This window comes from Candidatus Ornithobacterium hominis (genome assembly GCF_951229915.1).
Lineage (GTDB): Bacteria > Bacteroidota > Bacteroidia > Flavobacteriales > Weeksellaceae > Ornithobacterium > Ornithobacterium hominis.
Map to the genome: position 1 here is coordinate 766830 of NZ_OX579588.1, position 22827 is coordinate 789656.

Annotated in this window: 17 protein-coding genes and 2 pseudogenes; 14 read left to right on the forward strand and 5 right to left on the reverse strand. The window is 33.4% G+C overall.

Annotated features, from left to right (window positions below):
* The first annotated feature begins 1 nt into the window (after window position 1).
* The 5 genes from QOX03_RS03540 to QOX03_RS03560 are packed head-to-tail and all read left to right on the forward strand — an operon-like array spanning window position 2 to window position 3209.
* Entirely contained in the window at window positions 2-1297 is a 1296-nt protein-coding gene (locus tag QOX03_RS03540; RefSeq protein WP_283671539.1) for a hypothetical protein, read from the forward strand.
* Window positions 1294-1779 carry a hypothetical protein gene (locus QOX03_RS03545; protein WP_283670366.1) on the forward strand — a complete coding sequence of 162 codons (486 nt, stop codon included), beginning with the start codon at window positions 1294-1296 and terminating at the stop codon, window positions 1777-1779. The genes QOX03_RS03540 and QOX03_RS03545 overlap by 4 nt, the downstream gene beginning before the upstream one ends.
* A gap of 25 nt (window positions 1780-1804) precedes the next feature.
* Complete coding sequence (locus QOX03_RS03550) at window positions 1805-2212, forward strand: hypothetical protein (RefSeq protein ID WP_283670365.1); 408 nt, start codon at window positions 1805-1807, stop codon at window positions 2210-2212.
* Window positions 2213-2239: 27 nt separating this feature from the next.
* Entirely contained in the window at window positions 2240-2722 is a 483-nt protein-coding gene (locus QOX03_RS03555; RefSeq protein WP_283670364.1) for a M15 family metallopeptidase, read from the forward strand.
* Entirely contained in the window at window positions 2709-3209 is a 501-nt protein-coding gene (locus QOX03_RS03560; protein WP_283671540.1) for a hypothetical protein, read from the forward strand. Before QOX03_RS03555 ends, QOX03_RS03560 begins: the two co-directional genes overlap by 14 nt.
* A gap of 704 nt (window positions 3210-3913) precedes the next feature.
* On the opposite strand, the gene xerA is transcribed toward QOX03_RS03560, so the two are convergent.
* Window positions 3914-4795, reverse strand: coding sequence for a site-specific tyrosine recombinase/integron integrase (gene xerA / locus QOX03_RS03565; protein WP_283671541.1), 882 nt, complete (start codon window positions 4793-4795; stop codon window positions 3914-3916).
* A gap of 372 nt (window positions 4796-5167) precedes the next feature.
* On the opposite strand from xerA, the gene bla reads away from it, so the two are divergent.
* The 4 genes from bla (at window position 5168) to QOX03_RS03585 (ending at window position 8066) form a co-directional block, all read left to right on the forward strand.
* On the forward strand, window positions 5168-6052 hold the full coding sequence (gene bla, locus QOX03_RS03570) for a class A beta-lactamase (RefSeq protein WP_283671542.1): 885 nt from the start codon (window positions 5168-5170) through the stop codon (window positions 6050-6052).
* A 221-nt stretch (window positions 6053-6273) separates the two neighbouring features.
* Entirely contained in the window at window positions 6274-6969 is a 696-nt protein-coding gene (locus QOX03_RS03575; protein ID WP_283671543.1) for a hypothetical protein, read from the forward strand.
* Window positions 6970-7275: 306 nt separating this feature from the next.
* Complete coding sequence (locus tag QOX03_RS03580) at window positions 7276-7650, forward strand: PadR family transcriptional regulator (RefSeq protein ID WP_119058543.1); 375 nt, start codon at window positions 7276-7278, stop codon at window positions 7648-7650.
* The gene (locus QOX03_RS03585; protein WP_119058542.1) at window positions 7647-8066 is read left to right on the forward strand and encodes a hypothetical protein; all 420 of its coding nucleotides are present in this window, start codon (window positions 7647-7649) and stop codon (window positions 8064-8066) included. The genes QOX03_RS03580 and QOX03_RS03585 overlap by 4 nt, the downstream gene beginning before the upstream one ends.
* A gap of 235 nt (window positions 8067-8301) precedes the next feature.
* On the opposite strand, the gene QOX03_RS03590 is transcribed toward QOX03_RS03585, so the two are convergent.
* A complete protein-coding gene (locus QOX03_RS03590; RefSeq protein ID WP_283671544.1) occupies window positions 8302-9186 on the reverse strand; it encodes an IS982 family transposase in 885 nt (294 codons plus the stop codon).
* A gap of 112 nt (window positions 9187-9298) precedes the next feature.
* Between QOX03_RS03590 and QOX03_RS03595 the strand changes: the two genes are divergently transcribed.
* Complete coding sequence (locus QOX03_RS03595; protein ID WP_119059462.1) at window positions 9299-12349, forward strand: AAA domain-containing protein; 3051 nt, start codon at window positions 9299-9301, stop codon at window positions 12347-12349.
* Between the two features lie 2 nt (window positions 12350-12351).
* Here QOX03_RS03595 and QOX03_RS03600 read toward each other — a convergent pair whose 3' ends face one another.
* The 3 genes and pseudogenes from QOX03_RS03600 to QOX03_RS03610 all read right to left on the reverse strand — a co-directional run bounded on the left by QOX03_RS03600 (window position 12352) and on the right by QOX03_RS03610 (window position 14175).
* Window positions 12352-12972 (reverse strand): hypothetical protein, encoded by a 621-nt coding sequence (locus QOX03_RS03600; protein WP_283671545.1) that lies wholly within the window; start codon window positions 12970-12972, stop codon window positions 12352-12354.
* A gap of 3 nt (window positions 12973-12975) precedes the next feature.
* Complete coding sequence (locus tag QOX03_RS03605; protein WP_283671546.1) at window positions 12976-13416, reverse strand: DUF3408 domain-containing protein; 441 nt, start codon at window positions 13414-13416, stop codon at window positions 12976-12978.
* A pseudogene (locus QOX03_RS03610) lies at window positions 13413-14175 on the reverse strand (ParA family protein). The gene QOX03_RS03605 and the pseudogene QOX03_RS03610 overlap by 4 nt, the downstream one beginning before the upstream one ends.
* Before the next feature lie 641 nt (window positions 14176-14816).
* On the opposite strand from QOX03_RS03610, the gene QOX03_RS03615 reads away from it, so the two are divergent.
* The 4 genes and pseudogenes from QOX03_RS03615 (at window position 14817) to QOX03_RS03630 (ending at window position 22786) form a co-directional block, all read left to right on the forward strand.
* Entirely contained in the window at window positions 14817-15155 is a 339-nt protein-coding gene (locus tag QOX03_RS03615; protein WP_353616911.1) for a plasmid mobilization protein, read from the forward strand.
* A gap of 513 nt (window positions 15156-15668) precedes the next feature.
* Window positions 15669-16901, forward strand: coding sequence for a hypothetical protein (locus tag QOX03_RS03620; protein ID WP_283671547.1), 1233 nt, complete (start codon window positions 15669-15671; stop codon window positions 16899-16901).
* A 99-nt stretch (window positions 16902-17000) separates the two neighbouring features.
* Window positions 17001-17974, forward strand: a pseudogene (locus tag QOX03_RS03625) (TraM recognition domain-containing protein); the annotation flags it as partial.
* 129 nt (window positions 17975-18103) lie between these two features.
* Window positions 18104-22786, forward strand: coding sequence for a hypothetical protein (locus QOX03_RS03630; protein WP_283671548.1), 4683 nt, complete (start codon window positions 18104-18106; stop codon window positions 22784-22786).
* Window positions 22787-22827 lie beyond the last annotated feature (41 nt).

Below are 22827 nucleotides of genomic sequence, written 5' to 3' on the forward strand. Positions count from 1 at the left end.
AATGGCAATTACAGATAAAAACACGATTAAAAAATGGTTTAGAAACTTTCTAAAACCTACACAGGAGCAGTTTTGGAACTGGATGGATAGCTACTGGCACAAAGAAGAAAAGATTCCACAAGATACAATAGAGGGTTGGGATGAGTTTCTACAGAGCCTGCCATCTCAGGGAACTTTGCAAAACTATTTGCTGAAAGATGCCAGCAACTTGAATAACGACGAAAAAACGTTATTAGTTAGTGCTATGCATGCGCTTACCCACGACCACGAAAAAGAGGGTGAAACAATCCAAGGAACGGGCTATACAAAAGCCCAAGTGGATAACCTCCTAGACAACATAGACTTAACCACCAAAGCAAATAAAACAGCTGAAAACCTCGCAGAGGATGATGTAGAAAAATGGAGAGAGAAATTAGGAATTGAAGAAGTCTCTAATCTGTCTAACAATAATCAAACTATTTTGCCCAATGTCATCAGAGAAATTGACGTGCAAGGAAGATTAGACTTCAAAAACATCTCCCTGAAAGAGAGTGAAGATGTAACTTTTTCAGAAAAACTCGTAGTCAATGCTGATGGGACTCTTGCAAAAAAAACTGATTTACCCATTGTGAATTTGCAGTTTGCTTTTCCTCAAGAAGTTAGTGTAAACCATATATACCCAAACTGGACTAAACCTGACAGCTATCAACTACAAATCCAACACGCATTAGAAAGCTGGAAAAGTGAAGAGGGTTGGGAGGCTGTCCCTGAAAATTTTTGGAGGGTTGAGACTTTGGATAACAGAAAACCTGAAGCTGCAAAGTTGCTAAATGAAGGGAGAGGATTTGAATTGAAGTATAATAAAGAGCTGGACAATTATTACCAAACTACAGACAAGTTAAAACCTGTGATGCTGGCTGAAACAAAGGATTTCATATTTAAAAAAAATGAAAATGTAGCCATTAAATTTTTAGTTGAAGACCACAAAAGAATAGGAAGTGCCGTTGGGTTTTTCACTTTTTATGGAACAAAAACCCAGAATCAGAATGGAATAAACAGACTTGAGTTAGGTTCGGCTGGAGGTGTGTATGGGCTGGGTCATTACAGAAAATCCATCATCAACAAGAATTATTATTATCTGTACAAAATAGAGAATTCCATTATTGTAATAGCTTACACGCCTTATGCAATAGGAAATCTTGGACTCCCAGATGGGAATTTAAATGTAACTCAATATACGTTAGGGGATGATAATTATAAACTAAGATTTGAAAATCCACAAGCAAAAATCACACAAGTTAAAGTTAACAGAATATGAAAAAAACAATAGACCTCTCAAAGTACGAATTTAAAGGGCAATTTCAGCTACAAATCAGCAATCACCCAAAGTCAGGGCTAATAAGAATAATTGACTACTTCGGGGCTAACATTTCTGAAAAATTTAAAATCATTGACCATGATGCAGACATGCTCTATTTTAATCAAAAAGGAGAGCCTTTACCTGAATTCACACACAAAGTAAGACAAAGGGGCAGGGACTGGAAAGTAGATAATTCTTATGAAGTTTTTGAAAGGAATCCGCAAGGAGAGCCTGTGTTAGATGAGGCAGGAAACCCAATTAAACACCCTGCGTATGAGTACTTCATTAAAGAGATTTATTCCAACCCCACTCCCTTAAAAGACATTCTTCAAAACTCAATTCATATTGATGATAAGAATAATTTATTTGACGAAGGAAGTGCCCCTACCCAAAATTTGGAAGAACCTACAGAAGAAGTAGTCAAAGACATTATTGAGTAAAAATTTTTAAAGCCTTTAAAAAATCATGAAAAACTGGATTAAAAATAAAATATTATGGCTAGTAGCTTATGGATTATTTTTTCCACTTACTTGGTGGAATAAACGAGCCGTGCGTAAAGTATATGGAAGTACAAAGGGTTATGATTATAAATCGGCAGTGAATTTAGACGTTTTTGCAAATTCAGAATTCAAAACATTACTAAACCGCAAGCTTTTAACCCCGAATTCAATCCACCACTTCGGGCATAGGAAAGAAACCATATCTAGTGTTTTAGGCAAGAACTCAAGAGCTAAAACCCTTTCTGAAAAAGGCGAAAAACTCAGAAAATTGGTAGACAAATTAGACAAGTCAGTCCCCAATCACTGCGAGCACTGGATTAATAAAAGAATCAAACACCGAGAGGAGAATTTTGAGAAATTTTTTAAGCCTTAAAAAATATTTTAATCTGAAAATAAAAAAATGATACAGGATAAGCCCACAAGAGAGAAAGTGGAGAAATTACACCCTAAAATCAGGCCAGAATTAGAACAAATCATTCAAGAATGCGACAGGGCACTTACAGGAAGAGCAAAGCTCAGGATTACACAGGGATACCGAACAATTGCGGAGCAAAACGCACTCTATGCACAAGGCAGAACCAAGCCAGGCAAACGGGTAACCAATGCACGTGGCGGAAGCAGTGTACACAATTACGCCCTTGCTGTAGATATGGCGCTTATCATAGACGGAAAGTCTGCGAGCTGGGACGTAAAAGCAGACTGGGACGGCGATAAACAAGCCGACTGGATGGAGGTTGTTCTCATTTTCAAACGCCACGGCTGGGAATGGGGTGGCGATTGGCGAACGTTCAGGGATATGCCACATTTTCAGAAAACATTTGGGCACTCTGTTCAATCATTGAAAAACTTAAGAAAAGATGCAGAAGGCTATGTTATTATTTAGTCTGCTTTTTCTTTTTTCCTGCGGAACTAAAAAAGTAAGGGTTCAGCAAGAGGAATATCAAGCACAGCAAATCAAATTGCAAAAGTTAGACAGTTTAATTGAAGCAAAAATAGCACTCAACCAAGCCTTTAATCAAAAAAGTTTCTTTGAAAACTCAAAATTTGAATTAAAGAGTATAAGCTACACCACGCCGCTTGAATACACGCATGAATTGAACGGCAAAGTGGTTGAGAAAATAACTCTTTCAGGTGGAGTGCTTTTACGAAGTAAAGATGCAAATAATCAATCAGTTAATCAAACTTTTCAAGAAAAAAAAGACGAAAAAAGTAAAGTTTTTGTTGAGTCTGAAAGTATAGATAGACGGCAAGTTAAAAAGAAGGAAAAAACAAAAGAATTGAAAGGTATTCAGTTTAATTTTTGGATTTATTTCTTTGGGTTTTTATTAAGTGTTTTAGCTTATTTAACATGGCGTTTAAAGCTGCTTTAAAAAGTATTTAAAACCGAATTAAATATCATTTAAACACTTGGAGGTAGTGTATAAAAGTCCTCCGCTTTAAAGTTACCACACATTTAAACGAGAGCCACAGGCTACGGAGGACAAAAGTCTTCTGTTCCTGTGGCTTTTTTTGGTTAAATAGTGGAATAGATCGGGGAGATATTGCTCTTCAGGACTGGTGCTGGATACCTCCAAAGTATTTCGGCGGTGATGCAAAAAAATCTGCTGCAGAATTATGGCGGAAAGAGTTATTACCAATGGGTGTAAGGCTTATGAGTAAAGTGCTTGACGATATCAGTACTGGCCGTATAATTAAAGTGCCACAACGGAATGAAGTTAGCACCTGGGAGCCGTCCACTAAAGTTAATGACGTGTACAGACCAGACGCACTAATGTTATCGTATATAATTGATAATAATTAGAACTTTAAAGCCTGCTGGTCATCAGCAGGCTTTAAAAATTTTTGCACATTTTGTTTTAAATTTTTGCACATTTTGTTTTGCGGATTATACATAGTCCGCAGTAGTCTGCTTACAAAAAATAGGCAAAAAAGGAGTTTGGCTAAACGCCGCCACTCTTTTTGCCTTTTTTGTTTTCGCATCCAACTTTGCGGGCTATCCGTTCCATCCCGGCCGCGGATTAGTGCGAAGAAATACAATGATATATTTCACTTAAAAATTGATTGGATTTGGAAATTACAAAGTATCTAACGGGCTTTTGACTTGATTTTTAGTATTAAAAGTAACATGCGTATAAATTTGAGTAGTTTTAATGCTGTTGTGACCCAATAATTCTTGAATCAACCGAATGTCTACACCATTTTCAATCAAATGAGTTGCATAACTATGGCGTAAACTATGAACCCCCACATATTTGTGAATTTTGGCTTTTTTCAAGGCTCTTTTAAAAATCGTTTGAACACTACTTACCGAATACTTTCCGCCATATTGTCCTTCAAAAAGGTATTTTTTAGGTTTGTAGTTCTTATAATAATCTCGTAACAATGGCAAAATAGAATCAGGTAAAGTTACGTATCTATCTTTTTTGCCTTTGGCAGCAGAAATCAAAACAAGCATTCTATCGCTATCAATATGGCCAATTTCTATCCCGACAATTTCGCTTACTCTCAATCCCATACCATAACACAATTTTAAAATTAATAAATGTTTAGGGTTATTCACTTGAGAGAAGATTGCCGTAACTTCCGCTTTGCTCAGCAGTTTGGGTAAAGTTGAGGGCTTTTTGGGACGGGGAATATCAAAAAACATTTTCTCTTGATGCAAAACTTGTTCAAAATAAAATTTAATTGCATTGATTTTGCTATTAATTTTACGTTCACCCATTTTTAAATCACGAACACAATACAAAAAATAATCTTTTAATCTCTCCTTAGAAAGTTCATTAACAGGTTTATTTTTTAGTATCAGAAGCAAATGCATCAATTCAGAAACATAGGTTTTGATGGTGTTTTGGCTATAAGCTTTCAGATCCAATTGCACGATAAACTTTTGCAATGCCAATTGATTTTCGGTAGAAAGAAGATGAAACTTAGTGGGAAAATATTTTTTAGGATCCATACCCAATTGTGACCTCACCGCATCATTATCCGGAAGAAACCATGACTTTTGGGATCGACTCCATTTTGCAAAAGGGAAAGAATGTTTTAACTCATCCTTTAAAAGGTGATTAAAAGGAAAATCAACCCAAATTACATTTTTATTATTGTGTTTTCCAAAAAAAAACCGGTAACAATCAAAATTCATCATGTCAATTTTTTGTATATACAGCGATTACAAAAGTAAAATATATACAGATTATCTACAACAAAATAATAGTTTAAACTTTTGAATTATAGAAAGATAACCACTGAATTGAAATTAATTTGTATTTTAGGGAAAGTTGTGTATATTTGCGTGTTAGCTGACATTTTATAAACCAAACGTATCAAAATGAACTTACCAAAACTGATTTCAATTTTAGTTATTTTTCTAATTATCAACTCTTGTGCTACGAAAAACAATGAAAACGAACTAAAAAATAAAATTGAAAAAATCATCTCAACCGAAAATGGTGACTTTGGTGTCTCCATCATTGACGAAAATAATAATATCGTTGAAATTAATGGTAAAAAACATTATCCTTTATTAAGCACTTTCAAATTTCCAATTGCTTTGACAATCCTACACAAAGTTGAAAAAAGAGAACTTTCAATGCAACAACAAATCTTCATCAAAAAAGAAGAATTGCTAGAAAATACTTGGAGTCCATTTAAAGAAAAACACCCAGATGGAAACATCTCAATTTCATTAGAAGAAGCAATTAATTGGATGATTGTTTACAGTGATAATAATCTAACTGATATTTTATTACGCTTATTAGGCGGAACTGAAACAGTAGAAAAATTTATTGATGACGAAAATTTTGTCATAAAAAACAATGAAGATGAAATGCACAGAGATTGGAATTCTCAATTTATAAATAAATCAACACCAAATTCATTTGCCCAACTTTTGAAGAAATTTTCCGAAGGAAAAATATTAAACTCTGAAAATACTAAATGGCTATATCAATCTATGGTTAAAAGTGAAACAGGTGTAAAACGATTAAAAGGAAAACTACCAAATGTTAAAATTGCACAGAGAGCAGGAACTTCTTTCACAAATGACGAAGGTATTACAGGCGCGATAAACAATGTAGGAATTATGGAGCTTCCAAATAATCAAAAAATTTATATTGCTGTATTCGTCCACAATACTTCCGAAGAATTCAGTAAAGGAGAGGAAATAATTGCTGATATTGCTAAAACCACCTATGAATTTTACACAAAAAAATAAAAACGTCAGCTAACAGTGTATTTGCAAAAGGCGGGGTTGAATATATTTTGTGAAAATAAGTTAGCAGCATCCGCAAAATATTTTTCCACTTCCCGTTTTTTTGTAATTTAGTCAGTGGAAAAAATATTTTGCTCAAGGTGGTTTTTCTTCCGACTTTTTGTTCAAAGTAGCCCGCCCTTCGCAAATACTTTTTCCGTTATCTGTAAGCGTAAAAAAATATTATGTTTAAAATAAAATTACTAATTCTGACTTTAATTTTATTTGCAAATTATTCTTGTGCTCAAAGTGAAAAAGCAAAACCTATAGATCATTATTTTAATGTTGTTGATTCATTAGAATTCGCCAAACTAAAGGAAAGTGGAATCATTGATAAGAATGAGAAAATAGTTTCTGGATATCGTGAAAAAAATTCTGAAACCTTAAATTCAAAAGGATTTGAAAAATTAGCAAATATTAGAGCAGAAGTTTATGCTAACTATTTCAAAGATTATTTACTATTGCAAAGTCTTGATTATAAAGATGATATTTATGCTTTGTATTTTTCAGTTGCAGGATTTGATGATGTTGAATTCCAAATCTTGAAATGGAAGAAAAATAATTGGGAAAATGAAGAAAAAGTAGATAAAAGGTCTGTTTACGAAGAAACAAATAAAGATTTTGAAAAAATTGCGTTTAATTACGACGAAGGTCCAAAAAATTTAGAAAATCCGAAGATATTTGTAAAAAATGATTATCTAATAATGGAAAGAAGTGGACTTTATTATTCTCTTTATGATTTAAAAATGAATAAACTTTTAATTAATGATGAAAGTCCTTGGAATTCTGCAACAGATAATAGTCCAGCAGGATTGAATAAATGGATTAAAGAGAATATTCATAATAAAATTGAAGCGAAGATAAATAACGCCTACAGATAACAGTGTATTTGCAAAAAACGGGGTTGAATTTTTCCTTTGAGGATTAGTTTTTAATATCCGAAAAAATGCTTTTCATATTTCAATTTTTAGTAATTTAGAAATCTGAAAAAGCATTTTGCTCCACGCGATTTTCCTTATCACTTTTGGTTTGCAGTATCCCCGTTCTTCGCAAATACTTTTTTCGTTAGCTACAATTTTGACCAAACCCACAACCTTAATTTCCTGAAATTTAAAAATTCATTTGTCGAAATCAAAAATATTATTACATTTGTATTATTCACCTTGTTTAATACAAATAAAATAATAATGAAAAATGATAAAAAACTAAATGAATTATTGCTTTCTTGGGAAAACACATATAAAAAAGGTCAATTGACACTTTGGATTTTTATGGCTCTTCAAGAAAGCAAAAAGTATGTTGATGAAATTAAAAACTTCATTGAAAAGAAATCGGACGGAACAATTAGTTGCGAAGAGCAAAGTCTATACAGAGCATTGAGAAAATACGAGCATATCGATGTTTTGACTTACGACTTGAAAGAAGGAAATAAAGGTCCTGACAGAAAGTACTATTATTTGACAAATCTCGGCCAAGAACTTTTCAATCAATTTGTCGATAGAAATATTAAACTATTCTACTCAACCGAAATTAAAAACATTTTAAAATTAAACGAACAATGAAAACAATTACACAATATTTATTAAGATTTGCATTGACTGCAACCGTGCTGACCATAATTTTTAGATATTTTTTGAGTTATGGAATTGAAAATCAATCTGGAATCTTAATTACAATTTCAGCAGTAACTTACGGACTACTAATGTTTGCATCGGGTTGGTATTTTGGACGTAAAGACGGAGAATATTTACCAATATATGATGTCGGATTCAGATTCCATCTAACAACTTATTTAATTCACAACGGAATATCTCTTTTATGGATTGGACTTGGATTCGGCTCAAAATATGAAAATTTGAATGTATCTATTTTGGTCGCGGTTTATTGGGGAATATTTCTTCTTATTCACTTTGTTTTCTTCCTTTGGGCAAGAAAAAATTCAATAAACAATCTCGACAAAGAAGATATTTTTGAATAAAAAACTGTAGCTAACAATGCGTATGAGCAATAGCGGGTTAAGTGCTTAATTCAAGGTTATTGCATTTAGTCGCCGCTGCTTTTCATATTGTTTTTTTACTAATTTTAACAAGATGAAAAAGCCTCGACTCACAACGGTTATGAATTGAACTTTCAGTTAAATCCAGCCCGCACTTCGCCAATACTTTTTCCGTTGTAGGAAATCGTAAAAAAATACTGTTAAAACCCGTAGTGCATTATCGAATGAGGTTAATTTTTAAATTGTTAATGTTACTATGAAAGACAAATTTATTGAGATATTGAATAGTAGTCAAGGAGATAATTTTTGCCAATATTCTTGTTTTGAATCCTTCAAAAGATTTGGCATAATTACGCCGTATCATAAATTGGTCACACAACTGCGAGAATAAAGTTTCTATACGTTTTCTACACTTTCTGAATGGATAGAACTGAGGTTTGTAATCTTTTTGTTTTTTTCTTTTAGGGGTTTCTAACTGGATTTTTACCTCATTGAACAAGTCAAGCTGAACCGTTTGAGAAAGATAGCCTCTGTCTCCAAGTAACACGCAATCAGAAATTTGAAGTTTTATGTCTTTCAAATAATGAATGTCGTGAACGGAGGCGGGAGATAAGTCAAAACTTTGGAACACACCAGCAATAGAACAGATCGCATGTAGCTTGTAACCATAAAAGTGTAGATTTTGAGAAGCACAAAAACCTTTATTTGGCATTGAAAAGCTATTTTCTTTACAGATTTTGCTTCTGGAAGAGCGGGATAATTTACACACTTCTAAAGGCATGCTGTCCACCAAAAAATAGTTTTCAAAATCATTGAACTTTTTCACCATTTTGCACCTAATTTCTTCAAAAAAAGGGAAGAGTTTTCGTTTTCTTCTGTTGCAAACACTCCTTTCAATTTTAGATTCAATAGCCCAACCTTTTATCTCTCTAAAAAGCTGGTACTCAGAGTCGATAGATTTAAATTCTGCTAAAATAATTAAGCTTATCAACTCTATATCAGATAATTTTGGTTTCACTGGTTTAAAATAGAAATTTTCAGTTCCTGAAATTTCTATTAGTTTATTCAAAATAAAATTGTAACTTGCCTCTAGGTCGCTCATAATTGTATTTGATTGGTAACCAATGCAATTTACTTTTCTTTAGGCTCATGGGCAACCTTTTTTATAATGCACTACGGGTGGATTTATATAGAATTTGTTAAATCAATTTTGAATGACACATAAAGATATATTACATTTTTGGAGAAATATAGAAATATTTGATTTACCTGACTTAGACACTAAAAAAATGATTCCTTTAGATAGTTTGGATAGGTTTCCATGGGAAATTAATCATACTTCTAAACCAGATAAGAAAAGAGTTTATACTTTATTCTTTGGGAAAGTTAAGAAAAAGTATGTAATAGATCAAATTGAGAAACTTTTACCTACTAATGAAGAAATTCTATGGGAAGAAAAAGCGAATGGTTTTACATGCTTTTCTTCTATTGTATTAGATGAAAATGGACGACCAGACTCAAAAAGTTATACTTTAGCCAGTTATGTTTTAGGAATCGATATTTTACAAAAGAAAAAAGACATATCATTGGTCCATAAATATCTACAAGATGACACTTTTAATGACTACTTGGAAAGATTTAATATATTTAAAGAAACTGATGAAGAAAATCCTAAGGGAGATGTTGTTAACTGGGAGTATATAGAGAAGGAAATTAATTATCTTAACGAATTAACTAGTTGGAATCAAGCAGGCATTAAAGTATATTTCATTCAGAAGGAAATTCATAAAAAAGCCCAAGTGGAGCCTCAATTTCTGAATAGCTTTCTCTTAGATGACCTAAACCGATTGATAGATGGAAATATTCCTTTATCACCGACAGTTGAAAAATATCTAACTTTGCAACCTAAACAAAAAAGATATGATTTAATAAAACAAAAAGAATATCTTTTCAACACTATAAATCCAAAACAATTAACTGAAGGAAGATGGCCATCAACTCCTAAATATGGATTATGCACAGCACAATTAGGAGCCATAAACACAATTTTTAAGGAATTAGAACATACTGAAGGAATTCAAGGGGTAAATGGTCCTCCAGGTACTGGTAAAACAACATTGTTGTTAGATGTTATTGCCCAGATTGTTGTGGATAGGGCAAAAGCCGTTCTTAATTTGGGTATTGATAATATTTTTGGAGAATATGAAAAAATTTCAGATTATGTACACACTTATAAATTACATCATACGTTACAGAAAAATTATGGTATTGTAGTAGCAAGTAATAATAATTCTGCAGTTGAAAATATAAGTAAGGAACTTCCTCAGGCAAAAAAGATTAATAAATATGAAAGAAAAAATAAGAAAGGAGAAAAAATACCTCCCGCTTTTCCTAAGGCTGATTATTTTGGTAAATATGCGAAAAAAGAGCTAACAGGCGAGGAAAATTGGGGGATTTTAGCGGCTGCGTTGGGTAATTCAACTAATAAAAATAAATTTAATAATCTTTTTTGGAAATCAAATGAAGATAATTTCTATGATTATTTAGCGAAAGAACAAAATCTTCAGGAACAACATAAAAAGAATTTCGAAATAGTTAAAAAAGAATTTAATGCTTTATTAGATGAGTTTAAAGTATTTAAAAATCTGGCAATTGATTTTCATGATAAATTTAATAAATATCAACAAAACATTTCTTCAGAAAAACAATTAAGGCAATCAAAACTAGAAATAGAAAAAAATAAAAATAACTTAGATGTAGAACTTCAGCAACTAAGAAATAGAAAAAAAGAGGTCGAAGATGAAAAAGATGCTTTAAAAGCCTCTCTAGAGACCATAAATACTAGAAGACCTATTTTCTTTTTTATTCAAAAATTATTTAATACGCAGGCTTTCAAAAAATGGAATGATGAGATAAGTCAAATTTTGAATGATTTTAATCATGTTTTGTCCGAATTAAAGCAATTAAATAGTCAGGTTAATAAATCTGAGAGTGAGAAAAATAATTTATCTAATCAGATACAAAATATTGATCTCCAATTAAATGAGATTGAGAAATTTAAATCAGAATATGATAATCTAAAAAAACAACTTATTGACGATTATGAGATAAAAAAGGAAAATATATTTGACAAGAGTTTTTATGATAAAGACCTAAAAGACATTCATTTATTATCACCTTATCATTCTGAAAAAGTAGCCAAACTTCGCAGTGATATTTTTTTAAAAGCACTTGATGTTCATAAATTTGTAATTCTTTCTAATGCTAAACAATTTAAGAACAATTTGAATGCTTTTTTTGAAATGATATTAGGAAAAGTTAAGATATCAGAGGAATTGGCAGGTACCTTATGGGATACATTTTTCTTCTGTATTCCAGTAATATCTACATCATTAGCATCAGCAGGTAGATTATTCCCAAATATTAATCAAAATCAAATAGGCTGGTTACTTATCGATGAAGCTGGACAAGCAACACCCCAATCAGCCGTTGGATTAATTCAACGTTCAAAACGTTGCGTAATCGTGGGCGATCCATTACAGGTGGAACCTGTAGTTACAATACCTAAATCGTTAGTCAATAATCTTAAGTTTCATCATCAAGTAGAGAGTGTTTGGTCTCCATACAATACATCCGTTCAACAATTGGCAGATAGAATTTCAAAATATGGAACTTTGATGGGGAATGAAGAAAACAGTATCTGGACAGGATTTCCTTTAAGAACACATAGAAGATGTTTTAATCCAATGTTTGATATTGCTAATAAAATAGCATACGACGATCAAATGGTTAAAGGAACAAATGATGAAAATGAGCATGATTATATCGGAACTTCTTGTTGGTTCAATATTAGTGGTAGTGGAGTTGGTGATAGTCAAGTAATAAGGGAGGAAATTAATTTGCTTAAAGAAAAAATTAATGAGCTAATTAATAATAAATATACAGGTGAAATTTATGTAATATCTCCCTTTAAATTGGTGGGCCACGAATGTAAGAAAGTGTTGAAATCATATGACAATGTTCAATGCGGTACTATTCATACTTTTCAAGGTAAAGAAGCGGATGTTGTATTTATCGTACTAGGAAGTCAACCTGAAAAAGAAGGTACTAGAAGATGGGCATCATTAAAGCCTAATATGCTTAATGTTGCTTTAACCAGAGCAAAAAAACGATGTTATGTCATAGGCAATATTAACTTATGGCAACAACAGCCTTATTTTGATGTAATGAGCAAAGAATTAAGAGTAGAAGATTATTCTTTATAAATTCACACAAAATCCCCAATATCAAAGTCCTCTTTACTTTTCGTAGGAGGACTTTTTAAATCTCTATCTAAAAGTTCAGAAACTCGTTGCATAGCTTGCGGTAAAACTTTTTCAATTTCGCTTAGTAATTCGGTATCACTGAGTTTTTTGGCAATTGAGGTAGCTTGTTGTTCTTCCTCTTTATCCAATTCTTTCTTTGTGAACAAAGGCTCTACCTGTGCTAATTCCTCAAAAGATAGTCCCGTAGCAAAATCATCGTCCTCTTCGGGAGTACGCATCGCTCGGAGGTCCTCTTCCTCGTCTTCATTGAGTTCTTTACTGAATATCGCTTCTAAATCCTCATCAGGAATTTGTGCAGGAATAGAGGTTTTTTTGAGCTCTGGTTGTGCCTTTATTGGTTTTTGGTTTGAGGGTAATGCCTCCTTAGTTTCTCGTACTGATTCATCAACTTTGGGAGCAACAAATTTACTCTTACCTATTACAGTATAAGGCTCTTTCTCTTTGGACTTTAGGGGATTGCTACTTTTGGGAGTAGAATTTTTACTTTTGGGTTTTAAAAAATTTCTTTCCCATAATAGAAAGAATATAATGATAAACAACAGGATAATAATTATCTTTTCCATAACTTAAAATATTGGTTTGTATTTATCTTTAAACGCTTTTTTAATTTCTTTTTCATAGCGATTAAAATGGTCTTCTAACAGATTATCGAGATAATTGTAAATGGAGATTTTGTCTTCTCCAATTATCTGTACAATTTGTACAATCCTACGATGAAATTCAGGACGGATATATACTGACTTTCCATTTCTTGCTGAAGTTTCTCCAGAACTGAAAAATAAACTTTCATAGGTTTCTATATCAGTCTTCTTAATCTTTGTTGGTTTTTGTTCGGATTCGGGTATATTTTCAGGTTCAGATTCTTGGGGAGCTTTATCTAAAACAATATCTTCAGTGATTGGCTCCGATGTTCTAACCGAATCTTTAACAACTGACGCCTCCTCTTTTTTTCCTGCCATTAGCTCCATTAACTCGCTTTCATTGATGGGGTTTCTTCTCTTTCTCATACTTCTATTATTTTTACAAATTCCTTAATAAAGTCGTCCAAATGACAACCACTCATTAGTCGTTCGTCTGCGGGCATCAAAGTGGAACGAAATACATACTTTTGATTACCGCTTCCATCTTTGCGGAAGCGTTTACTATCTGATATATAGCTCTCCATCATCGTCAGTTGGAGTTCTGCGATGACATTTTCGTAAATTCTATACAATGGTGATTTTTCTCGCCCATCGACTTGGTTCCAAAACAGATGGACTGACTTTATTTCGCTATCCATATTTTTAGCAATGATGTTGGAAAGCACCTCTGTAAAACTGAGGGTACTTTTCAATGACCACCCTATCGGCAGTGATGGGTGCGAAAATATGGTTGATATGGGATAGAACGGTCAAAATCCCTGCGGTATTAACCGTTCCTGGCATATCAAATAGCACTACATCAATATCATAAGGCGTTTCTTTGATAAATTCTTCTGCCTTTTGAATCGCCTCATTGGATTTACAAGTGATAATCGGATAGGCTTTTTTGTTAATCTTACTGAATTGCTCGTGGGCTTTCTGTTTGAAATGTTCATTCTACATCACGATTTTCAAATCCTGTTCCCGTAGATTACTGATACTATACTGTGGATAATCACAATCGAATACTACCACATTATAGCCCATTCGGTAATGAAGCAAACTGGCGACTAAAATCGTAAAACTGGTTTTTCCTACACCGCCTTTTTGGGTGGCAAAGCTGACAAATTTGGGTTCTTTTTTCATACTCATTTTTAATGGATATTTAATTTATGTACTTACTTACCTATATATTTATATGCAGACATATCTATCTATACATATACATATTTACTTACTCATATACATCTGTATTTAGGTACATTCGTACTTATGTAATTGAATACATAAGTACTTATACATTTACCTACATCTATACATCCATATCTACATAGTTGAATACATACCGATTTATAGATATACATACTCACTTATGTACTTATTTACGCATATATTTACCTGCGTAAGTAGGTAGCTATGTAGGTATGCACATACATTTGTACGCACAAAGGAACATCAAATAGGAATATGGCTGAAATAGGCGGTATTTATTGGCATTTTGTGGCTCTTTATGGCACTTAAAAAATCATTGTCAGTCTATTGTTTATCCGTTGTTTTGTTATGAAAACAGAATAATGAGTAGCCTCAAAAAAAGACAGGAGCTTTTTACCAAAAATAAAAGCTATTCACAACACGAACGGTAGTGAGTGTTTTCTGTTCACCCGAACAGAGCAAGTTGTGTTTTGAGATGCTCAAAACCTTCTGAGCATCTCAAAACCAACTTGTCCTTGCAGGAGGCTAACCCCCCTCCGAAGTCGGGATTTTTTGATATTATAAATGGATTGTATATGGATAAAAAACATAAAGGAGGGCGTAAACCCAAAATAGATAAAGCTATTCATAGATATACTATTAGCTTTAATTCAGAAGAACACGAGAAATTTCTATCTCTATTTGAACAATCAGGTATGGAATACAAAGCCCATTTTATTACTTCAGTTCTTTTCAATAGAGAAATTAAAACGGTAAAAATTGATAAAACAGCCATTGATTTTTATATCAAACTCACCGAATTAAACGCTCAATTTAGAAAAATAGGCGTCAATTATAACCAGATTGTCAAGATACTTTACCGCCATAACATCTTATACGCACATCAAAAGATGAAGTTTCAGAACAAGCCTTAAAAAATCCTCTGCCTCAAAAAAAATAAATTTGCGTAATTCAAAAACGTAAAATACATTTGCGGGCAGGTTGAGAAAGGTGAAAAATCTCAACGGAAAATTTTAACAAAAAAATAACGAAATTTTAACAAATGAAATTTGTGAGTTTCAAAATAAAGTGTAAACACACACACACACACACACACACACACACAAGTAATGAGCTAAACAACTCATTATCAATAACTTATAATAAATTTTTGCTTCCCCGTGGGAGCGAACCGCAAAGCCGTGCAAGAAAATCTTGTGCGGTTTTTCTATTTTCACCTGTGTGAAAGTAGTAATTTCTTCAAAAAAGAAGAGCCTCACGGGTTGGGGCTCTTTCTAAATGAAGAAGCAAAAAAAAGTTGAAAAAAAACAGCAAAAATTTAATTAAGAAAAGAATAAATCAATAAAATATTAACCAAAAAAATAAAAAAAATGAAGAAATTATTATTTTCTTTAGCCGTAATATCAGCGGTTGCGGTTACCGCTCAGGTGGGCATTAACACAGATACTCCAAAGGCGACTTTGGAGGTGGTATCCAAAGAAAATAGTGCCGCCACCAGCGCACTCAAAATTAAAAATAGTGATAATGACCCGCTAATCACGGTGAGTAATGCTGGTAGATTGGGAATTCAGGTAGAAAACCCAAGTGACCTTAAAGGTATTTTTCAAATAGATGCAATAAGAAAGAAGGGTAATTTTTTATTTGGTAATGATCTTATCTTTAATGATTATATGAATGGGAATTTAGAAAAAGATGATCCAATGACTGTCTATTTTAATACCTACGGAGGCACGAAAGAAAATCCCTTACCGTTACCTACGGATGCATATCTACAAAGTACTTTTTATGGGGCATATATAGGTAATGGGCTAAAAAATCTAACAACTTTATCTAGTATATATAGAGGAGACGGCACAACAGAATTATCAGATTATAGTATTAACGTATCAGGAGGAGGACATTATGATTTTTATATTAAAGAAGATCATACGGTTGGTATAAGAACTAATAATCCTACCGCAACCTTGGACATCAACGGAACAGCAAGAGTACGCGAACTCAAAGGCAATGTAAGTGATACAGAATATACTCGCTCTATAGTGGCAGATGCAAATGGAAATCTGGGCTATGTACCCCGAACTGACCCTACCGTACTGGGAACCACACAATTAGTGCAAGGCAACGCAGAAACAAAAGAAGCGTCTTTTCCAAATGATATAACAACCTTCCATGATTATAAACAATATCTTGCTGAAGGAAATCCTAACTTAACTCGCTATATGGGGCAGTCTATTACACTACCACCTGGCAAATGGGTTATTTATTACGGATCTTTATTTGCCAAGATCCCAGAAAATGCTTTAGTAGAGCAAGTTGATACCCCGAGTGGAGAAAAAATCAGTGTAGTAAAACAACCTACTGTATGGGTAAGAACAAGGTTTTTTGAAACTAAAGAGCCACAAGATTTTGGTGGTTCCCCACTCGTTGTTCCGGTTGATAACGCTTCTTCTAAACTTAACTCAGTAGAATTAACTTTTACAGGTAGTTATACACCTCTTTATGGCACTTTTCTAATTACTCTAACAGAAACTAAAACCATTTACTTGCATGCTTGGTATGATGATATGAATAATTTTTCTAACAATGCAAAGGGTTTGTTAAAAAATCTAGGTAATGTTCCATGGGGTGAAAACTATTTATACGCCATTAAGCGTTATTAAATTTTGTGTCTTAAAACGATTTGGAGACTAGATATTTTCAACATTCTATAAGGCTTTGTGTTAAGTATCTAAGCCTGTTGAGAATATTTAGTCTTTGTTTTTCGTGCGACTATTGTTTTGGGTACGCCTGGTTCGGGTAAATCCTATGCTATTGTAAACAATTATATCAAGCAACAAATTGAAAAAGGTTTTTCAATGTATATCTACGATTTTAAGTTTGATGACCTTTCTACCATTGCCTATAATCACTTATTAAAACACTTAGATAAATACGAAGTTAAGCCTCAATTCTATGTAATAAACTTCGATGATCCTCGTAAGAGCCTAAAATTTTGTGCGTAGGGAATAATCCTGATAGACAAAATATCTATTCAGCAGCCTTAGGTTTATACAATTCCAGAATTGTAAAACTCATCAATAAAAAAGGGCAGCTAAAGTCGTCTGTGATTATTGATGAGCTCCCAACGATTTATTTTCGTGGGTTAGATAATTTGATTGCCACAGCAAGGAGTAACAAAGTGGCGGTCTGTTTAGGTTTTCAAGATTTTTTTCAAGATTTTTCACAACTTACTCGTGATTATGGCGATAAAGAAAGTAAGGTAATTCAAAATACAGTGGGCAATATTTTCAGTGAGCAGGTTGTGGGTGAAACAGCGAAAACCTTGTCCGAGCGTTTCGGTAAAGTCTTACAAAAACGCCAGAGTATGACCATCAACCGAAGTGATAAATCGACTTCGATTAGTACACAAATGGATAGTTTGATACCACCGAGTAAAATATCGAACCTTACACAAGGGATGTTTGTGGGTTCGGTATCGGATAACTTCGACCAGCGTATTGACCAAAAGATATTCCACGCTCAAATTGTGGTAGATAATGAAAAGGTCGCCAAAGAAACTAAAGCCTATAAAAAAATACCTAACATTTTATCCCTAAGTGATGAAGAAATGAAAAAACAGGTAGAAGAGAACTACAAGCAAATCAAAGCCGATATTGTAACCCTTGTAGAAAGTGAAATGGAGAGAATTGCTAATGACCCAGATTTACAACATTTGGTTGAGAGGGATACATAAAACGATTATCTATAAGACTATGAATACATGGAAATTAAATGTTAAAAAAAAATTGTTTTCCTGAAAAATAAGATTACATTAGCTCTCTAGAGATTTTTATAAAAAAATCACAACAAACAGGTGCTAATTATGCAAAAAATTCTACTCTCGGTATTATTCATCCAATTTTTCGTTTCAAATTTATTTGGAGGAAGTATTATAAGAGATTCAATTAGTTCATTTCCTGAAAGGAATAATATAGAATCATTTAAAGAAAAATCTGATTTATTTGATAACATTTTAACCTATTCAAAAGATCCAAGTTTAGAGAAAGAAAAAGGGAAAGCCATGGGGGCTTTTGAGGAAATAGACAAAGAAGGCAGGTATATTAGTAAAATCAATCCCAATGAATTAACTGAGTTTCCAATTGGAATTAGAGAGAGGAAATCAAATACAGAGTATGGGTTGGTTGTGACAAAGGCAAAATTTACGCCAGAATATGCTTTAATAAACATATACGCACGAGTAATTACGCCACAAAGAGGGCTAGAAGGAGGGAAAAATGTACTTTATTTTGGAGCGGAAAATGTCAAACTATCTTATGAGGGCAGAATAATTGGAGATACTAAGTTATCGCTTTTGGGGGATGTATATATTCCATTTAATCAGAAAAAATGGCTACTTACTATAGAGGGAGGCAGGCTTAACAAAACCAATGGAGAGAGTGAGAATAGTAATAGTTATGTAACAATAGATTGTTATGGGATAAAAGAATTGTCTCTTAAAGGGAATTTACAAATTTCTAGAAATATATTGGTTCCATTAGATGACAATGGGAATATTTTACCAGAAATAGGTTCAAATGGAAAAACTCAACGTGTTCGTGGTGATTTTTTGGTAAAAGCAAGTGATTGGAATGATCTACTTGTGAATGTAAGCTTAACCCCTTTTGCAATAACCTCACAAATAAAGAAACAAGATAGAGGTTTTTTTTCATTTTTAGTCAATAATGCAGTTTTAGATTTAAGTGATTTACGTACAGATCCCAATGTTGTATTTCCTGAATATTATGAGAGGAATGGCTATTTAATTGCAGGTAAATCATCATGGAGGGGATTGTTTATAAAATCTTTATATGTAGGACTTCCACAAGAATTTAAAGATGAAGAACATATAGATAGGCGAGTTTCTTTTCAAGCTCAGAATTTAATAGTAGATTCTTATGGGGTTTCCGGCAGTTTCTCTGCCAATAATGTAATTTCTTTAGAGAAAGGTATCACAAGTAGAGAAAACGCTTGGCGTTATTCAGTAGATAAGATAGGAGTAGATTTAGCAGCCTCTAGAATTGTAGGGGCAGATTTAAAAGGAAAAATACAATTACCCGTTCAAAAACTTCGTCCCAACTCTGATGATTCGTCCAATTATTTAGGGTATGAAGGAGTGATAACAGAAGACGAGTATTTAATATCTGTTAGCACAATAAATCAATTAGAGTTTGATATATGGAAAGCAAAATCAATTATAGCTCCTGGCTCTTCTATTGAGATGCAGGTTAGAAATCGAAGGTTCTACCCTAAAGCGATACTAAACGGAACGATGAGTATTCAAGCTAATGCTGAAGCTTCAGAAAAAAGTCCGGATTCCACAGATAAATATGATGTAGGATTTAAAGGGATTAAGTTCGAAAGTCTAACACTGCAAACAGAAATGCCTTTTATCACGGCTAAATATTTTGGTGTAGAGGGAGAGCAAAAATTAGCAGGATTTCCGGCAAGCATAAAAAAAATATATATAGAGGCCGATAAAAACTATGCAAACTTAGGTTTTGAAGTTAGTGTAGGATTACAAGAAAAGCGTTTTTCAGCTTCAGGAGGTTTGCAAATTAACGGAGCTATCATTACTGAGGACAATCGTCAAAGATGGGAGTATGATGGTTTAAGTCTTTCAAAATTTGCTTTAAGAAATGTAGATATTGGGGTCGCTACTGTATCGGGAACCTTGGAGTTTATGTCCAAAGATCCCTTGTACGGAAAAGGCTTTAAAGCCTTTTTAAATGCTAAAATAAAGTCGTTACAGGATGCAGAAGTTGGAGTTAATGCCATTTTTGGGTATAGTACTTTTAGATACTGGGGATTTGAGGGAAGTGTAGATAACCTGAATATTCCCACGGGAGCTACCGTTAAGATAACTGGATTTACAGGCGGGGCATTTTATAGGATGGTTCCAGATAAGGAGATGAGTTTGCAGTATAGTGACAGGGCGTTGGTAATGACTCCCGATGAATCTGTGGGCGTTGCATTAAGAGCAGGCGTATACGGAGCCGTTAAGGATAAGAATGTAGCTTCTTTTATGGCTGGATTTAACATCACTACAAATGCCAATGGAGGGCTTGCTAATATAGGGTTCATAGGAGAGGCAACGATTATGAGTGATTTATCTTCTCTTATTCCTTCTGGAGGTCCATTACCTACCGTGCAAAATAAATTTAGGAGCTGGATAAATAATAGTAGGTTTATAGATAATATAAAAAATGAGAATCATATAAAAACCTTTTTAGACATTCAAGATGTTGATGAGCAATACCCACTAACAGAAGACATTAAAGGAAATATTTATGCAAAGCTGGCCATGAACTACGACTTCAATAATAGTGTATTTCACGCCAACTTAGATGTCTATATAAATGTAGCCAATGGTATAATCGCTGGAATAGGACAAAACGGAAGAGCGGGCAATGCAGTCTTACATGTTGCTCCAAATGATTGGTATTTGCATATAGGAACACCTAATGACATGATTGGTCTCAAAGTAGGCTTTGATAAATTTTTTGTGCGATCAGGTAGTTACTTCATGGTAGGAAATCATATACCAGGGAGTCCGCCACCACCAGCAGAAGTAGCTCAAATTTTAGGTTTACAATTAAACGATATAGATTATATGAAAAACCTGAATCAACTTGGAGAAGGAAAAGGTTTTGCTTTCGGTTCTCATTTTAAGTTTGATACAGGGGATATGACCGCATTGTTCCTTTATGCTCGTTTTCAAGCAGGTTTAGGGACAGATATCATGCTTAAGAATTATGGTCAAAAGGCAAAATGTACGAACAGAGGTGGGCACCAAATAGGGATACATGGATGGTATGCTAATGGGCAGGCTTACGCTTATTTACAAGGAGAATTAGGGATAAAAATAAAACTATGGTTTGTGAAGAAAAAAATCCCTATTATTAAAGCTGGGGCAGCAACCCTTTTACAAGCAAGGGGGCCAAATCCTTTTTGGGCGAGAGGTTATCTAGGAGGACATTATAACCTTTTGGGAGGATTAGTAAAAGGAAACTTTAGATTTAAGTTAGAATTTGGAGAAGAATGTAAGTTAGAAAATGCCACTGTTTTAGACGGAATGAAAATAATTACCGACCTTACCCCTTCAAAAAATGCTACTGATGTGGATGTTTTTGCCATTCCACAAGCGACTTTTGCTTTCAAAGTTGATGAGCCTATCGTTATACCAGAAGATGATGGAGATCATACCTACAAGATTATATTGGATAGAATGACCATCGTAGATGAACAAGGAAAGGAAATAAGAGGAAAAATAGAATATCCAAACGCTAAAGACATAGCCAACTTCGTGTCAGAAGAAGTACTTCCTCCTAATAAAAAATTAAAAGCTATAGCACAAGTAAGTTTTATGGAGAAAAAATCAGGGATGTATAATGTGGTCATGGTGAACGGGAAAAAAGCTATTGAAATAGAAGAGAGAGAATTCACTACGGGGACAGCCCCCAATACAATCCCTCTGAGCAATATTGAGTATGCATATCCAGTTGTAGAACAAGAAAATTACTACACAGGAGAGACCAACAGAGGATATATAAAACTAAAAAGAGGGCAAGATTATTTATTTGATGATCCTGTTTGGAAGACTTCTATCGAATTTAAAAACAAAGAAACGATTTTAAATAGTGATTTTGATTACAATACGACAGATAATATGGTAAGCTTTGCCGTTCCTAAATTATCTAAAAAACAAAATATTTCTTTTGCAATCATAGCAAATAACAGCCAACAAACTGAAAATAAAAACGAAATAAAAAAGCTAACTAAAGAAAATACCCTAGATAAAGAGGGGACTTCCATTAGCACAGAAATAACCACAAAAGCAGCACAAAATATTTCTAAAGAAGGAAGAATAGAAAGATTATCTTATAACTTCAGGACTAGTAGATATAATACTTTCAAAGAAAAATTAGCCAAGCTAAACTTTACACCTCTTTGGAAACATATTAGCTCAGATGTAGTGAGTTTACAGAATAATATGAATGCTGATGAGTATTTTGATATTGTAGAACTCGTAGGAACAAAATATACAGGCAACAAACCTTTGATAGAGCTTTCAGCTTTAATGAACGACGCCTTTGCCAATAAATTTAAAACGCTCATTTATGATTCTTATCCACTAGAAGGGCTTACATTAAATCGGGAGAGTAATAGTTCAGATATTGCGGGAATTCCACCGATTAAAGGTTTCTCAATCTATACTTCGTATCTACATTATTTAGAATCAGACAAAGGCTTTTATTTGCTGAAAGAAACATTTCCTTATGCTTATAATCTTTTTGAGTATTATAAATCAGACTGGTATGAAATTGTGTCAAAAACAGCCTCTAAATATATTGAGATACCTTCAATTCAAAGACCGGAAGGAATTAATGCTTTATTGGAATCGAATTATGGAATAATCCCAAAAACAAAATACGGAGTAAAAGCAAGCTATATATTACCTGGAAATCAGAAAGGAACTGAACAGATTTTTTACTATAATTACAAATAAGGTGAAAAATTGGAGAAATATATTAATTTAATACAGCCTAT

What these genes read in the sequence shown, in the direction of transcription:
- QOX03_RS03545 (WP_283670366.1), top strand. Translation starts at nt 1,294, where the DNA reads ATGAAAAAAACAATAGACCTCTCAAAGTACGAATTTAAAGGGCAATTT.
- bla (WP_283671542.1), top strand. Translation starts at nt 5,168, where the DNA reads ATGAACTTACCAAAACTGATTTCAATTTTAGTTATTTTTCTAATTATC.
- QOX03_RS03615 (WP_353616911.1), top strand. Translation starts at nt 14,817, where the DNA reads ATGGATAAAAAACATAAAGGAGGGCGTAAACCCAAAATAGATAAAGCT.
- QOX03_RS03590 (WP_283671544.1), bottom strand. Translation starts at nt 9,186, where the DNA reads ATGAGCGACCTAGAGGCAAGTTACAATTTTATTTTGAATAAACTAATA.
- QOX03_RS03595 (WP_119059462.1), top strand. Translation starts at nt 9,299, where the DNA reads ATGACACATAAAGATATATTACATTTTTGGAGAAATATAGAAATATTT.
- QOX03_RS03575 (WP_283671543.1), top strand. Translation starts at nt 6,274, where the DNA reads ATGTTTAAAATAAAATTACTAATTCTGACTTTAATTTTATTTGCAAAT.
- QOX03_RS03550 (WP_283670365.1), top strand. Translation starts at nt 1,805, where the DNA reads ATGAAAAACTGGATTAAAAATAAAATATTATGGCTAGTAGCTTATGGA.
- QOX03_RS03630 (WP_283671548.1), top strand. Translation starts at nt 18,104, where the DNA reads ATGCAAAAAATTCTACTCTCGGTATTATTCATCCAATTTTTCGTTTCA.
- QOX03_RS03540 (WP_283671539.1), top strand. Translation starts at nt 2, where the DNA reads ATGGCAATTACAGATAAAAACACGATTAAAAAATGGTTTAGAAACTTT.
- QOX03_RS03580 (WP_119058543.1), top strand. Translation starts at nt 7,276, where the DNA reads ATGAAAAATGATAAAAAACTAAATGAATTATTGCTTTCTTGGGAAAAC.
- QOX03_RS03605 (WP_283671546.1), bottom strand. Translation starts at nt 13,416, where the DNA reads ATGAGAAAGAGAAGAAACCCCATCAATGAAAGCGAGTTAATGGAGCTA.
- QOX03_RS03600 (WP_283671545.1), bottom strand. Translation starts at nt 12,972, where the DNA reads ATGGAAAAGATAATTATTATCCTGTTGTTTATCATTATATTCTTTCTA.
- QOX03_RS03560 (WP_283671540.1), top strand. Translation starts at nt 2,709, where the DNA reads ATGTTATTATTTAGTCTGCTTTTTCTTTTTTCCTGCGGAACTAAAAAA.
- QOX03_RS03555 (WP_283670364.1), top strand. Translation starts at nt 2,240, where the DNA reads ATGATACAGGATAAGCCCACAAGAGAGAAAGTGGAGAAATTACACCCT.
- xerA (WP_283671541.1), bottom strand. Translation starts at nt 4,795, where the DNA reads ATGGATCCTAAAAAATATTTTCCCACTAAGTTTCATCTTCTTTCTACC.
- QOX03_RS03585 (WP_119058542.1), top strand. Translation starts at nt 7,647, where the DNA reads ATGAAAACAATTACACAATATTTATTAAGATTTGCATTGACTGCAACC.